Raw genomic sequence first — 13448 nt, 5'->3', positions numbered from 1 at the left:
ACCATCCTAGGGGCGGGCGGATCGCGGCCGGGCTGCGGAGACGGGATGCTCGACGACTGGGAGCTCCGGAGCACGAAGCGTTGGCGTCGTCTTCGCGCCTTCAGGCTACGAGGAGACGGAGGCCGAGTTCTGCCGCGTCGAGGGCAGCGAGTTCGCGGTTACGCTCGGCCCACCGGCCTGAGGAAAGGTCTTCGTGGAGTGTGCTTACTGCCCGCTGCTCCGCCTTTGGCCCGACTCTGGTCCAGACCGACACCGCGCGGCGCACATGTTCCTCCAGGTACGCCTCGGGCCGGCGCCAGTATGCCTCGAAGAAGCCGTCAGTGCAGTCCCACGGGATGAGCACCGGCTCCATGCGAGCCCCGATCGCGTGGGCAAGTTGGTCCACCGAGGGGCGGCCGGCTACCAGGCCGCCGACCTCGGGCAGGTAATCGCGGGTGAGCCAGAACCGGTGACGCCAGCCGGTGTCGCTGGCGTCGTGTGTGAACACCACCACGCGGCGGGCCACGCGCCGCATCTCGCGCAGCCCGGCGATCGGGTCGTGCCAGTGATGAATCGTGCTGAAGGCCATTGCGGCGTCGAATGACTGGTCTTCGAACGGCAGGCTCTCCGCAGCGGCGGCTACGCAAGGCGCCGCGCCCGCCGGACGTTGTGCACGCATGACCGCCGACGGTTCCACCGCCGTGACTTCGCGGTCGGAAGGTTCGTAGGAGCCGGTGCCTGCCCCGACGTTCAGAACCGTACGAGCCTCGCCGAGGGCATCCCAGATCCTCGCTGCGATTCGCGGCTCGGTGCGCCGCGTCGCTGGGTAGGCGGAGCCGATGGATTCGTACAACTGGGCGCCGAATACTTTCAGTTGTTCCTCTGGCGTCGGCCTGATTCCCATTGCCCGCGTCTCCAGTTCCCTGTCTATGGCCGTCACCATGGCAGCAGCGCGGTCGCGCTGCTCCAGCAGCAGGCCGCGCAGCCGGTGCAGATGGGCGACCGTGTCGGTGGTCGGGTCGTCCACCAGATCCGTGATCTCGCGCAATCCGAAACCCAGCCGCCGGTATGCGAGTACTTCCCGCAGTCGCTCCACGTCGCTCGCGGAGTAGGCCCGGTAACCTGCGGCCGTTCGCGCGGATGGCTGCAGGAGGCCAATCTCGTCATAGTGATGCAACGTACGGACGCTCACGCCGGTCAGCCCGGCCACACGTCCCACGGTCAGGTGCTCCTCCACGCCACCGACTATCTGCCATCACGTCACGTGAGGGGCAAGCATTACGACTCGGTGGTCGGACGACTGTCCCCGACGGCTCGCTCCTCAATCAACTGCACGGTGCGTGTCCTCACGACTCCCGATGGGCCACTCGGCCGGTCGGCGCAGGCCGTGCACGCCGAAATTGTTACGGGCCGGCCGGTAGGTTTGCCCGCATGTCATCGATGCCGTTGCTGCCTGAGACTCGACGTGCGCTGGTCCATCGGTTGGCCGTTGGGCAGGTAGCGGGTCGGGCACCGTCGGTCGTCGCTGCCGTGGTGCGTGATGGCCGTCCTGTCTGGGAGGACGGGTGGGGTGCGGTGGACGGCAGGGTGCCCGACGGCGGTATCCAGTACCGGATCGGCTCGATCACCAAGACGTTCCTGGCGGTGCTGGTGCTTCGCCTGCGCGACGAGGGGCGACTCGCGCTTACCGATCCGCTGGATGAGCATCTGCCCGGCACGTCGGCGGGTGAGGCCACGATCGGTGCCCTGCTGGCGCACACCGCCGGGCTGATCGCTGATGCGCCCGGCCCATGGTGGGAACGAACCCCGGGCGCGCTGCGACCCGACCTGGCCGACGTCCTGGGCAGCGATCCGCTGGTCCATCCGGCCGGACAGCGCCACCACTACTCCAATCCCGGCTACGCGCTGCTCGGCGCGCTGGTGCAGCGGGTTCGTGGCCAGGCGTGGGACGAGGTGCTGCGGCGTGAGGTGCTGGAGCCGCTCGCGATGACCCGTACCACTCTGCTGCCGGCCGCGCCACACGCCACGGGCTGGGCGGTGCACCCCTGGGCCGATGTGCTCCTGGCGGAGCCCGCCGTGGACACCGGCCTGATGGCACCTGCCGGGCAGCTGTGGTCGACCGCAACGGATCTGGCCAGGTTCGCCGCGTTCCTCATCGACGGCGACGACCGAGTGCTGCATCCGGACACCGTCGCGCAGATGCGTAACCTGACGAGCCCACCGGAGGCGACGGACTGGCACATCGGCTACGGGCTCGGCATGCAGCTGCTGCGCCGCGACGGCCGGCTGCTGGCCGGGCACACCGGCTCGATGCCGGGCTTCGTCGCGGCTGTGTGGGTCAGCCCCGATGACGCTCTGGGCGCGGTCGTGATGGGTAACGTGACCGCCGGCCTGTCCGCCGGTAGTCTCGCCGCTGACCTGCTGCAGACGGTTGCCGAGCGGGAGCCGCGGATCCCGGCCCCGTGGCGTCCGCTGCCCTCGATCGACCCACAGCTACTGGATCTCGCCGGGCCGTGGTACTGGGGACCAGCCCCTTACCTGCTACGCCCACAGGCTGACGGCTTCATGGAGTTGACCCCGTTGTCCGGCGGGAACGGCACCCGGCTGCGCCCCACCGGCGACGGCGGCTGGGAGGGGATCAACGGCTACTTCGCTGGCGAACGGCTGCGGGTGCAACGCGATGCGAGCGGCACCGTCAGTCACCTCGACCTGGGCACCTTCGTCTTCACCCGACAGCCCTACGATCCCGCGACGCCAGTGCCGGGCGGCGTCGACCCGGCAGGCTGGCAGGCCGGCTGACCCACGAAGCACAGGCCCCGGGCCGATCACCAAGGGCTTGGTGCGTAGTCCTTGAGGAAACAGCCGTACAGGTCTTCGCCCTGTTCGCCCCGGACGATCGGGTCGTAGACGCGGGCCGCACCGTCGACCAGGTCCAGCGGGGCGTGGAAGCCGGCGTCCGCGAGCCGCATCTTCGTCGGGTGGGGCCGTTCGTCGGTGATCCAGCCGGTATCGACGCTGGTCATGAGGATGCCGTCGGTCAGCATCTCCTGGGCGCTGGTGCGGGTCAGCATGTTCAACGCAGCCTTGGCCATGTTGGTGTGTGGGTGTCCCGGCCCCTTGTAGCCGCGGGCGAACTGGCCCTCCATCGCCGACACGTTCACCACGTACTTGCGGCGCGCGGTCGCCGCCGCCATTGCCGGTCGCAGCCGGCTGACCAGCACGAATGGCGCGGTCACGTTGCACAGCTGCACTTCGAGCAGTTCGACCGGGTCCACCTCGTGTACCCGCTGCACCCAACTGTTGACGGCCCCGAGGTCCGGCACCAGACCGCCGGCGTCGATGGCGGTGGCTGCCGCGATCCGTTCCGGTGACGCGGAGCCGCTGGTCAGCGCGAGCGCGGTGAGCGCCTGCGGGGTGATCGCCGCCTGCGGACCGGCGGTCAGACCGCCTGTCGGTCCGCTGTGACCGGCCGGTTTGGCGAACGTGATCATCTCCGGCAGCGGGCCGTCCGGTAGGGCGGCCGCCTCCGCGGCGACGAGGTGCGCGTACGCCTCTGGAGTGCGGCGGACGGTCTGCGCCGCGTTGTTGATCAGAATGTCGAGTGGCCCCTGGTCACTGACCGAGTCAGCGAGGGCGATCACCTGCGCCGGGTCGCGCAGGTCGATCCCGACGACCCGGAGGCGGTGCAGCCAATCGGCGCTGTCGGGCATGGCGGCGAAGCGGCGGACCGCGTCGTGCGGAAACCGCGTGGTCACCGTGGTGTGCGCGCCGTCGCGGAGCAGCCGCAATGCGATGTACATGCCGATCTTCGCCCGGCCGCCGGTCAGCAGCGCACGCCGGCCGGTCAGATCGGTACGCGCGTCGCGGCGCTCCCGGTTGAACGCGGCGCAGGGCGGGCAGAGTTGGTGATAGAAGGCGTCCACCTCGCGGTAGCGCTGCTTGCAGATGTAGCAGCCACGCGGATTGTGCAGCACACCGGCTGTGGCGCCGTTGGTGGGGGAGGCGAGCGGGATGCCCTGCGTCTCGTCGTCGATCCGGCCCGGAGCGCCGGTGGCAGTGGCGGCCGTCACCGCCTGGTCGGCCGCGAGGATGGCGTCCCGCCGTTCCGAACGGCGCCGTTGCTTGATCATTTTGTAGAGCTTCGCGGTGGCTCGTTGCACCCGCACCACGTGGGGGTGATCGGGAGGCAGATCCTCCAACGCCTCAAAGACGCTGAGACAGGTCTCCAACTGGCTGCGGTCGATACCGTGGTGACCGTTTTCTGTCATGTTGTCTGCCGTCATGCTGCCGCTGTCTCATCCCGTTCCTGCGCCGGAACTAGCCGACCCACCCCAAGTCCGACCAGGAACTGTACGCAACGTTTGGCCTTCGACGCATGCCGGCAGCCACGCTTCGAGCCGCCCACCTCCGCCTGGGAGATCATGTTGGCATGGCCAGCATCGTCGAGATCCACGTTCCGTTGGTACCAACTCCGGGTCTTGACCCGGGCGCCTATGCGTTCCCCTGGATCGACCAGGTCGAGGACTTCCTGGTCGAGGTGGAGGACGAAGGCACGATCGAGGTGTACGACGACGGCGAGCAACTTGACGACGCGTACGTCTTCTTCATCACCGGAGCGACCGAGGCCAGCCTGCTGACCGCCGCATCACGGGTGGCAACTCTCGACGGCGTGCCGACCGGCGCGTTCGCCATGGTCACCGATGACGGGGCTCCGGCCGGAACCGGACGACGGATCGACCTTCCGGTCGCCTGAGCCCTCTTTCAAAGGGGGAACGACAGGGCAGCGCGGAGCCGGGCATCCTGATCTGCCGCTGGTGCTCGCCATCGGACATCGATAGTCGGTTCCGTGCGGTTGGTAGGTCGGAGTCGGGGCGGGAACGCGAACGGACGTCCTCGATGATGACGGGTATGGACGTGGAAGCTCGACGTGCCGTGGTTGTGGCGCTGCTGAGGCTGGCCGGCAGCGGCGCCTACCAGGACCGGGCGGATGCCGGCCGGGCCCTGGCGGGTTTTGCGGAGATGCCGGAGTCGGCAAAGCCGCTGCGACGGCTTCGAGCGCATGGGCAGCCGGTGTGACCATCACCGTCCGTATCCGAGCATCGCTGGCGCGAGCGGGCGGGACCGGCACCGTACTGCTGACCAAGCATCTGTTGCCGCTGCTACGCGCATCGTCGCGGCCCGACGTCGTCAACATGATCTCCGCTTGCGGTGAGGTGGGGCACCGCCGTTCGGGCGCACATCCCGCGTTCTACGCGGTCAAGCACGCCCACGCCGGGCTCGCTGAGATCCTGTCGCACCGGCTCCGGCCAGAAGGGATCCGAGTGATTTCCCTGTTTCCACCGGACTTCGTCCAGGACGGGCCGCAGCAGGCGGACAGTGACCTCACTGCGCGGTCGGTCATCGACTGCGTGCTCTTCGCGGTCGGTCAACCACGAGACTGCTTCATCCGCGAGTTCCACTTCGAGCAAGTACGGAGTCCACCCGCGTGAACGCCCGCCGTGCCAAGCAGCCTGGGTTGGCCGAGGCTACTCGGCGCAGGTCAACGCGCGCCTACGACCCGGAGCACTCACCAGGATTGCTGGACGAGTCAGCTGACGGGTCTACCCGAGCAGCGCCGCCGTCGCGGCCAGGGTGGCCAGGGACAGCGTCGTGGTCACCACCACCGCCTGGTTGGCCACCGCTTCGCCGACGCCGTACTCCTGGCCGAAGATGAACGTGTTCTGCGCTGTCGGCAGGCCAGCGCACACCACCACGGCGAGCAACTGCGGCGTGGACAGCTGCAAGGCCAGCCCGGCCGCGTACGCGATGACCGGCTGTGCGACGAGCTTCAGCGCGGTGATCACGGCCAGTTCGGCCGGTCCGGCCGGCTCTGCCCGCGACGGCGCCGTGCGGTGCAGCGACGCGCCGAGCGCGACCAGGGCCGCCGGAACCGCGGCACCCGACAGCAGGGTGAGTGACGCGCCGGCCGCCGACGGCAGATGCAGGCCGGCAGCCGAGCACGCGACACCGAGCAGTGACGCCAGGATCACCGGATTGCGTACCGGCAGGGAGGCGATCCGGCGGACCCGTACCCGCCCGGCCGGGTCGCTGTGCCGGTCCAGGGCGACCAGGACCACAGGCGTCACCACCAGCACCTGCAGCAGCACCACCTCCGCCAGGAAGGACACGCTGCCGAGAACCTGCGTTGCGATCGGGATGCCGAGGTTCGCCGAGTTGACGTACCCGGCGGCCATGCCCCAGATCGGCCGTTCTCCGGGCTCGCGACCGAACAGCCGGCTCGCGCCGACCCATCCGAACCCGACGACCGCGGCAGTGCTCACCCCGAAGGCGAGCAGCGAGCGGCCGGCGAACCCGGAAAGTGGCATTCGGGACAGGGCTAGGAACAGGGCGGACGGCATCGCAAGATGGAACACGAACCGGCCGAGCACCGACGCCGCCGCCTCGCCCAGCAGCCCCCAACGACAGGCCGCGTAGCCGACTGCGGTAAGGATCCAGATCGGTACGAACGCCGACACCAAGCTCATGCAGGCGTCACCGGCGGGCGGGCGTCGCGTCGGCTCAGGGACTGGCGGGCGTCCGGGGCGTACGAGTCGAGAAACCCCGCGACGATCTCCATCAGGGCGGGGATGTCATCGACCTGCCGCAGGGTGAGCTCGGTTCCGTGACACTCCACCGCGCTTTCGCCGGTCTTCAGAGGGAGGCGTTCGTGTGGTGAGTCATCGCAGTGCTGCTGCGAGTTCGGCGGCGTTGTCGAACGCGGGTGCCGCCCGTTCGGATTCGTCTTCCGTGAGCGTGATGGACTGGGCGCGGGCCAGCATCTCGGCCGCGGTCTTTGGATCGTGCAGCACCATCGCGAGTTCGGCGCGGTAGACGAGGACCTCTACCTGCTCGACCGGGTCGTCGTCGGCTTGCGGGCGGGCCAGTGCGCTATCGAGGATCCGCACGGCCTGTCCCGCGTTTCCCCTGGAATCGGCCTGCACGACAGCATTCGCCAGGGCCTTGGCCAGCCGCCCGGCAGGCGTGGTGGCCGGCATGGGCGCGGTGGCGGCGTCCCGAAAGACGCGGATCCAGTTGCCGCCCGGGTCGATGACGCTGAACCCGCCCAACCCGTCCGCGTTCTTCCGCGCCCTCGGCCGGGTCATCCTCGGCGTTCCCGACACCAGTACCTTGCCGTACGCGGCGCGCATGCCGGCTGCGAATGCCCGGTGCAGTCCCTCGATGTCCGCGGTGAGCACCAGACAGGAGCCGTAGGACTGCTCCGGGTCAAATCCGGCGATCTCGAAGAACTGCAGATGCAGGTCTTCGCGCTGCACCCCCACACACGCGTGGGGCTTGCGCTGCTTGTACGTGGTGCGGAAACCGAGGACTCCGTAGAAGGTTTCGATGTCGTCAATGGATGCACACGGCAGCAGGGGAACGGTCCGCTCGTTGGTCATGCCTCCTTCCTAGACGTCGCAGGGTGTCCGTCGCACATGGAAATAGCCGATCATCGCCTTCGGGCGTCCGATCGGCTGATGACCCAGAGCAGATCAGCACTGCGGCGTTGTCCATCGACAGCGCCCTCCTGCCTGCCATGCAGCTCGCCAAGATCAGGCGCCCGGATCTGGCCGCACCTGGTGTCCGGCGCCGGCCGCAGCGAGAGCCGTACGCTGGACGACCGGATCTGTCGCCGACAAGGTGCTACGGAAACGTGAAATGGCTGCCTGGTGCCGAGACGCTCCGGCGTGCCGAGTCGCGGATCCTGCGCCCACTTCCCGCGGCGGCGGTAGGGTCCGGGCGTGGCTAACGCGAACGTCAAGCTCGATCACTGCGTGATCGCGGTGAGCAACTGGGAACGCTCGGCGATCTTTTATGGAGGCGTGCTGGGAGCCGAAGTGGTTTCCCACCCCGACGGTCACGTCGCCTATCGGTTTGACGATCAACAACTCAACGTCCATGGACCAGGCCTGGATATCGGAAAGCTGGTGGCGCACTCGCCGGTTGCACCCGGTGGCAGCGATTTGTGCTTCGTTTGGCCCGGCACCGCAGATGATGCGATTGCTCATCTTCGACGCCATCGCATCGCGATAGAGGCAGGGCCGGTGTCCCGCAGCGGTGGGCGTGGTCGAGGCGTGAGTGTCTACTTCCGGGACCCGGACGGTTCCCTGCTGGAACTGATCACCTACACCAAACCTTCATAGCCACGGATGGCTCCAGGGCCATCAAAGGCGATCACACCTTGGTCGCTGAGTGCGCGATGCAACAAAACAATTGGCGCTGGCGAAGGTGCCGGAGGCACCCGATCTGTGTCTCTGATCAGTGCTGAGCCAGGGTGGGCGCGGCGACAAGAGCCCTTGCGGCCGTCTGCGGATGCTGCTCGGCCTACAAGAAGCGCTCAGGGTCGAAGCTTTCGAGGTCGATGATGCGAACCCGAGGAAGCACATTGGTGAAGCAGTCCGCGTCCTCCTCGATGTCGAACACCTGCAGGCCCGGCAGCTCGGCGAAGCCGGCGTTGAGGAACTCCTTGAACCCGACGACCGCGACCTGACGATCACCGTCCAGGAGCTCGCCGAGCTGCGGCAGGAAGTCGCCGTCGTGGCTGGCGAGCATCACATTGCCCGAGCGTCGGGCGATAGCCTGCAACGTCCGCTGGATGCCGATGTCCACCACCTTCTGATCCGACGATCCAGCGAGCGGGATGGGCCGATAATCCATGCTCAGCAGGGCCCGGACGAAGGGCATCGGCAGACCGCCACCCGAGGCGTTGAGGAAGAACAGTCCCTTCACCGGCTGCCGCCACGTCTCCCGCGCGAACTCCCGCAGACGCTCCCACCGGGGTCGCTCCGCAGGGGCCGGACGGCGCTCCAGAACACTGTTACCGAGAGTGGCATCGATGTTCTCCCCGTCCACGATGAGGTACGTGACGGGTTCCGATGTATCGGGCATAGGAATACCTCTCGAGTTGGTTCCAGAACCTTGTCGGTGTCCTGAGCGGGGCTTTTATGCGGCCAGCGGGGTGTCGGTCGGTCGGGTGGTGTCAACGGGTACCTCCAGCACTGTGACATGGTCGCCGTCGGCGTCGCTGAGGTGGTCCTCGACGGTGGGGCCGGTGATGGTCAGGTGGCGACGGTGAAGCCAGTCGAAGAGGTGCTGCCCGGCGTCGATGATGCCGGTCGCGGGTGGGATGACGGCGCGTACCACCATGCGGGCCGGCAGCGTGAGCGGCTTGCCGGTGCGTCCGGTGTCGACGGCGGCAGCGAAGTCGCCGTGGGGGAGCGCCCGTAGCCAGGTCAACAGCGTGGTGGTGGGTTGGGCGGCGCAGACGGCAGCGAGTTCGCTGGGGTGCGCGACGGTCAGGTGGCGTACGCGCAGGTGGCGGGCGCCGACGGTGGCCTGTTGGGGCAGGATCGGCGCGGGTGTGGCGAGGTAGTCCTCGGCGCGGTCGGCTGTCTGGTCCAGGGCCGTGATGTGTCGGCGGATGTCTGCCACTGTTTCGCGCACTGCCTGGCGCACGTGCGCGTCGGGCGCATCGATCAGGTCGGCTATGTCGCGCAGCGACAGGCCGAGGCGTTGGAGGCCGCGGATTCGTTCCAGTCGGGACAGCGCCGCGACACCGTACCAGCGGTAGCCGGACGTACGGTCAATGGCCGTTGGCACCAGGAGTCCGTTTTTGTCGTAATGGCGCAGCGCACGTTCGGTTGCGCCGGTCATCCGGGCGAGTTCCCCGATTCGCCACATGCTTGACCTTCTCCCTGGGGCAGAGTTCTACCGTCGCCCACCATGACACTGGCTGACAAGGACCCGGGTGCCCGGCTCGCGGGCGTCCTGCTACTGATCGCGGTGGTGGCGATCCTGACCGCAGCGGCGGTGGTGGTGCCATCGGGGCTGACTCTGAATCCGGCCGATCCGACCACCACATTGACCGCCGTGCACGACCATGTCGGGCTGCATCTGACCGAACTCGCGTTCGACGTGTTCGGCTGGCTGGCGTTGACCGCAGCCGGACTGCTGCTGGCCGGCAACCCCGACGCGATGTTCCGGCCGCACCTTGCCGTACTCGCGGGTGGGCTGTTGGCCGCCGCGGGGCTGGCGGGCCTGCTCCACGACGCCGGCAACCTCGCGGTGACCCAGCTCGCCGCGAAGCCGGCGGAGACTGTCGCCGACGTGGCCGGCGCGATGATGCTCACCGCCAAGTGGGCGGTCAACCTCGCCGGGCTGCTGTGGGCCGCCGCCACCGTGGTCATGACGATCGGCGCCGATCTGCCGGACCGGCTTCGCCTCGCCGGAGGGCTCGCTGCCCTGGCTGGCCTCGCCGCCGTCGCAGTGCCATGGACCACCGGGACCAACGGCATGTCACCGACACTGGAACAACTCGGCTACGCCCTCCAGGTACCCGTCATGATCTGGTACGGCTTTTTGGGTTGGCGGCTCGTGCGGCAGTGGTGATGTCGTTCGCCGAGGGAACTCTACTGACTACCCGGCGGAATCTGGATCGGTGCGCCGAGGCCATCCTCGTCCTGCGCTCGGGCAGACCCGTCGGTGCGCAGGACGAGGATGGCTCAGCATCTCTGGGATTCAGCTTGCGGTGCAGGTGGCGGTGGTTCCGCTGCCGTTACCGGCGCCCTGGAATCCGAAACTGGTGCTCTGACCCGCGGCCAGTCGTCCGTTGTACTGCTCGTTCGTGACGGTGACGGTGCCGCTCGTACCGCTGCGGACGCCGTTCCAGACGTTGACCACCGACGCGCCGCTCGGCAGGTTGAGGGTGACTCGCCAGCCGTTGAGCGCGGTGGTTCCCGCGGTGACGGTCACGTTGGCGACGAAGCCGCCGTTCCACTGGTCCTGGATGGTGTAGACCGCGGTGCAGGACCCACCAGGCGGTGGGGTGGTGGGCGGCGGCGTCGTGGGCGGTGGGGTGGTCGGGGGTGGGGTGGTGGGCGGTGGGGTGGTGGGCGGTGGGGTGGTGGGGGGAGGCGTGGTCGGCGGTGGGGTGGTCGGGGGAGGCGTGGTGGGCGGCGGGGTGGTGGGCGGCGGACCGCCGTCGAGCGTCAGCTTCCAGCCTTCAAGCATGCCTGCGTACGAGGCGACGTTCTGGACCCGTAGCTTCCAGGTGCCGGGTGTCGGCTTGCTCGACAGATCGAGGATGAAGGCTTCGCGGGAGTTTGCCCGATACGACCCGACAAGACTCTCCTTGAGCAGGAAGGCCTGTCCGTCCGGCGCGATGAGGGAGAGCCGCAGGTCCCGGTTGTACTGGTGACTGATGTTGGTTTCGACGTAGCTGGTGGTCGACGGCGCCCGGCCGCAGCCGGCCACGCTGATCGGCGATTCGATCGTGCCGTTCTCCGGGATCCGTACGTCGGCGGTGGCGATACCGCCGCAGGCCGGCGGCGGAAGGTCGACGCCCGCCAGGTTGAGTGTCCACGAGTCGAGGAACCCGGTGCCCTGGTACAGGTTGTCACTGACGTAGAGCTGCCAGGTGCCATTCGCCGACTCCGACGACAGGTCGTTGGTGAACGTGTAGTCGACGCGCTTGCTGCCTCCGCCGGTGTGATCCAACAGGTAGTACCAGTTGCCGGCGGGCGAGATCAGCCGTACGTCGAGTTCGCTGATGTTGGCGTGACCGATGTGCAGCTCGATCGTGCTGTTGCGGGCGGCGCGACCGGCGCAGTCGGTGATGGTGATGGGGGCGTACAGGTTCTGGCCCTCGCTGATCACCCGGTCGGTGCCGTCCGAGGCGACGCAGCCGGGCGGGTTGTTGATGCGCAACTGGTACGCCACCGGCCGGATCGCGCTGGTTCCGGTGCCGATCACCGAGATGGTGTAGCTGCCGGCCAGCATCGTCGGCGCGGTGCTGATCGTGAGTGTGGTGCTTGCGTTCGAGGAGATGCTGGCCGGCTGGAAGGTGGCCGTCACCCCCTCGGGCAGGCCGCTGACCGTCAGGGAGACCGGCTGGGCGGCGCCCCGGGTGACGGTGCCGGTGATCGTGGTCGAGACGGTGCCACCGGGCGTGACGGTGCCGCTGGCCGGGGTGGCGGTCAGGGTGAAGTCGTTGGCCGGCACGGTGGAGTTGACGTGGAGCAGCCGGTTCGGTGAGCCGATGCCCGGGTCGGTCACCACGCCGGGGGTGGCGTTGTCCAACAGTGCCTGGGTCACCTGCGCCGGGGTGTAGGTGGGGTTGTTGGCGAGGATGAGCGCGGCGGCCCCGGCGACGTGCGGGGCGGCCATCGAGGTTCCGGAGGCCGTGCGGGTGGAGGTGTTGCTGTCGATGTAGGCCGAGGTGATGTCGACGCCGGGTGCGAACAGGTCGACACACGGACCGATGTTGGAGAACGCCGCGCGGGCGTCGTTCGGGCCGGTGGCGGCCACGGTGATCGCCTCGGGGACGGAGGCCGGGGTGGTCGTGCACGCGTCGGTGCCGTTCTCGTTGCCCGCCGACACCGCGTAGGTGACGCCGTCGGCGATCGACCGTTGCACGGCCTCGACCATGGGTTGGTACGCCGGGCCGCCGAGGCTCATGTTCGCCACCGCGAGTTCCCCGGGGTCGTGGTCGCCGGTCACCCAGTCGACCCCGGCGATCACCTGCGCGGTGGTGCCCCGGCCGCTGCAGTTGAACACGCGTACGCCCACCAGTTGCACGTCCTTGGCCACCCCGTAGGTGGAGCCGCCGAGCGTGCCGGCCACGTGGGTGCCGTGGCCGTGGCAGTCGTTGGCGTCGGCGTCCCCCTCCATGAAGTCCCAGCCGGACACGGCCCGCCCACCGAAATCGGTGTGCGCCACATTGATGCCGGAGTCGATGACGTACGCCCGCACGGCCGGTGTGACCCGGGGGTAGGTGAACGAGTTGTCCAGCGGCAACGCACGCTGGTCGATCCGGTCCAGACCCCAGGACGGGGTGGGGCTCTGCACGTCCGACACGGACACCGTGTGGTTCTGTGTCACCGAGGCCACCGCCGGGTTGGCGGCGAGCCGGCGGGCACCGCGTTCGGAGAGTCGGGCCTCGAAGCCCCGCAGGGCGTGCCGGTAGACCAGCCCGACGTTGCCACCCTGCCGTGTGGCCAGGTTACGGGCGGTGGTGTCCACGGCCTGGGCCCCGACGGCGGTGTCCCGCAACACGACGATGTAGGAGTCGGTCACGGCGCTCGGGCCGCCGGCGGCGAGGATCTGCCCCTCGGCCGGGGCTGTCACCGCAGGCGCGGCGGCCGCGGTGAGGGCCAGCACGATCGCTGCGGCCACGGTGCCGGAGCGGAGCAGGGAGCGCCTGCGTTGTCTAGCCGGTGTCATGTCTACCTCCCCTGACGAGGGCCACGCGCCCAGAGCCGGTCGCGTGGGGAGCGCCCGGCGCTCGTCCGCGAACGACCACCGGAGACGTTGGTCGGCGGGCCTGGTGTGAGAGGGGGTGACCCTTCGGCCGACTGTGGCTCAGCCCGAGGTGAAGCGACCTACGTCGATATCACAATCCTTCATGATTGTTTCGCTGTCAACAAAAGATTCTG

Annotated in this window: 13 protein-coding genes and 1 pseudogene; 6 read left to right on the top strand and 8 right to left on the bottom strand. The window is 68.6% G+C overall.

What is annotated here, in order from left to right:
• Nucleotides 1-100: 100 nt before the first annotated feature.
• Entirely contained in the window at nt 101-1216 is a 1116-nt protein-coding gene (locus AB0M35_RS14865) for a MerR family transcriptional regulator (protein ID WP_363745480.1), read from the bottom strand.
• A 194-nt stretch (nt 1217-1410) separates the two neighbouring features.
• On the opposite strand from AB0M35_RS14865, the gene AB0M35_RS14860 reads away from it, so the two are divergent.
• Entirely contained in the window at nt 1411-2778 is a 1368-nt protein-coding gene (locus AB0M35_RS14860; RefSeq protein WP_363745478.1) for a serine hydrolase domain-containing protein, read from the top strand.
• A 26-nt stretch (nt 2779-2804) separates the two neighbouring features.
• On the opposite strand, the gene AB0M35_RS14855 is transcribed toward AB0M35_RS14860, so the two are convergent.
• Nucleotides 2805-4262, bottom strand: a complete 1458-nt coding sequence (locus tag AB0M35_RS14855; protein ID WP_363745476.1) for an SDR family NAD(P)-dependent oxidoreductase — start codon at nt 4260-4262, stop codon at nt 2805-2807.
• Nucleotides 4263-4408: 146 nt separating this feature from the next.
• Here AB0M35_RS14855 and AB0M35_RS14850 point away from each other — a divergent pair, with 146 nt between their 5' ends.
• From AB0M35_RS14850 to AB0M35_RS14840, 3 genes and pseudogenes are all read left to right on the top strand, one after another.
• On the top strand, nt 4409-4732 hold the full coding sequence (locus tag AB0M35_RS14850) for a hypothetical protein (protein WP_363745474.1): 324 nt from the start codon (nt 4409-4411) through the stop codon (nt 4730-4732).
• A 155-nt stretch (nt 4733-4887) separates the two neighbouring features.
• Nucleotides 4888-5055, top strand: a complete 168-nt coding sequence (locus tag AB0M35_RS14845; RefSeq protein WP_363745473.1) for a hypothetical protein — start codon at nt 4888-4890, stop codon at nt 5053-5055.
• Nucleotides 5056-5099: 44 nt separating this feature from the next.
• Nucleotides 5100-5468, top strand: a pseudogene (locus AB0M35_RS14840) (SDR family NAD(P)-dependent oxidoreductase); the annotation flags it as partial.
• 111 nt (nt 5469-5579) lie between these two features.
• On the opposite strand, the gene AB0M35_RS14835 reads toward AB0M35_RS14840, so the two are convergent.
• The 3 genes from AB0M35_RS14835 to AB0M35_RS14825 are packed head-to-tail and all read right to left on the bottom strand — an operon-like array spanning nt 5580 to nt 7415.
• Nucleotides 5580-6503 carry an AEC family transporter gene (locus tag AB0M35_RS14835; RefSeq protein WP_363745471.1) on the bottom strand — a complete coding sequence of 308 codons (924 nt, stop codon included), beginning with the start codon at nt 6501-6503 and terminating at the stop codon, nt 5580-5582.
• The gene (locus tag AB0M35_RS14830; RefSeq protein WP_363745469.1) at nt 6500-6652 is read right to left on the bottom strand and encodes a hypothetical protein; all 153 of its coding nucleotides are present in this window, start codon (nt 6650-6652) and stop codon (nt 6500-6502) included. The genes AB0M35_RS14835 and AB0M35_RS14830 overlap by 4 nt, the downstream gene beginning before the upstream one ends.
• 43 nt (nt 6653-6695) lie before the next feature.
• On the bottom strand, nt 6696-7415 hold the full coding sequence (locus AB0M35_RS14825; protein WP_363745467.1) for a VOC family protein: 720 nt from the start codon (nt 7413-7415) through the stop codon (nt 6696-6698).
• Nucleotides 7416-7757: 342 nt separating this feature from the next.
• Between AB0M35_RS14825 and AB0M35_RS14820 the strand changes: the two genes are divergently transcribed.
• Complete coding sequence (locus AB0M35_RS14820) at nt 7758-8159, top strand: VOC family protein (protein WP_363745465.1); 402 nt, start codon at nt 7758-7760, stop codon at nt 8157-8159.
• A gap of 181 nt (nt 8160-8340) precedes the next feature.
• Here AB0M35_RS14820 and AB0M35_RS14815 read toward each other — a convergent pair whose 3' ends face one another.
• Both AB0M35_RS14815 and AB0M35_RS14810 read right to left on the bottom strand, forming a co-directional pair.
• Complete coding sequence (locus tag AB0M35_RS14815; RefSeq protein ID WP_363745463.1) at nt 8341-8904, bottom strand: nuclease; 564 nt, start codon at nt 8902-8904, stop codon at nt 8341-8343.
• A 54-nt stretch (nt 8905-8958) separates the two neighbouring features.
• Complete coding sequence (locus AB0M35_RS14810; protein ID WP_363745461.1) at nt 8959-9696, bottom strand: MerR family transcriptional regulator; 738 nt, start codon at nt 9694-9696, stop codon at nt 8959-8961.
• 42 nt (nt 9697-9738) lie between these two features.
• On the opposite strand from AB0M35_RS14810, the gene AB0M35_RS14805 reads away from it, so the two are divergent.
• Nucleotides 9739-10404 (top strand): hypothetical protein, encoded by a 666-nt coding sequence (locus tag AB0M35_RS14805; RefSeq protein ID WP_363745459.1) that lies wholly within the window; start codon nt 9739-9741, stop codon nt 10402-10404.
• A gap of 129 nt (nt 10405-10533) precedes the next feature.
• Here AB0M35_RS14805 and AB0M35_RS14800 read toward each other — a convergent pair whose 3' ends face one another.
• On the bottom strand, nt 10534-13236 hold the full coding sequence (locus tag AB0M35_RS14800) for a S8 family serine peptidase (RefSeq protein WP_363745457.1): 2703 nt from the start codon (nt 13234-13236) through the stop codon (nt 10534-10536).
• Between the last annotated feature and the right edge of the window lie 212 nt (nt 13237-13448).

The sequence above is a fragment of the Micromonospora sp. NPDC051196 genome (assembly GCF_040682415.1).
In the GTDB taxonomy this organism is placed as follows: Bacteria; Actinomycetota; Actinomycetes; order Mycobacteriales; family Micromonosporaceae; genus Micromonospora.
Note: the sequence above shows the minus strand (reverse complement) of the source record. Positions and strands in the feature narration are given on the sequence as shown.

Coding starts and splice junctions, on each gene's coding strand:
- AB0M35_RS14850 (WP_363745474.1), top strand. CDS start 4,409: ATGGCCAGCATCGTCGAGATCCACGTTCCGTTGGTACCAACTCCGGGT.
- AB0M35_RS14815 (WP_363745463.1), bottom strand. CDS start 8,904: ATGCCCGATACATCGGAACCCGTCACGTACCTCATCGTGGACGGGGAG.
- AB0M35_RS14810 (WP_363745461.1), bottom strand. CDS start 9,696: ATGTGGCGAATCGGGGAACTCGCCCGGATGACCGGCGCAACCGAACGT.
- AB0M35_RS14800 (WP_363745457.1), bottom strand. CDS start 13,236: ATGACACCGGCTAGACAACGCAGGCGCTCCCTGCTCCGCTCCGGCACC.
- AB0M35_RS14845 (WP_363745473.1), top strand. CDS start 4,888: ATGGACGTGGAAGCTCGACGTGCCGTGGTTGTGGCGCTGCTGAGGCTG.
- AB0M35_RS14860 (WP_363745478.1), top strand. CDS start 1,411: ATGTCATCGATGCCGTTGCTGCCTGAGACTCGACGTGCGCTGGTCCAT.
- AB0M35_RS14805 (WP_363745459.1), top strand. CDS start 9,739: ATGACACTGGCTGACAAGGACCCGGGTGCCCGGCTCGCGGGCGTCCTG.
- AB0M35_RS14835 (WP_363745471.1), bottom strand. CDS start 6,503: ATGAGCTTGGTGTCGGCGTTCGTACCGATCTGGATCCTTACCGCAGTC.
- AB0M35_RS14855 (WP_363745476.1), bottom strand. CDS start 4,262: ATGACGGCAGACAACATGACAGAAAACGGTCACCACGGTATCGACCGC.
- AB0M35_RS14825 (WP_363745467.1), bottom strand. CDS start 7,415: ATGACCAACGAGCGGACCGTTCCCCTGCTGCCGTGTGCATCCATTGAC.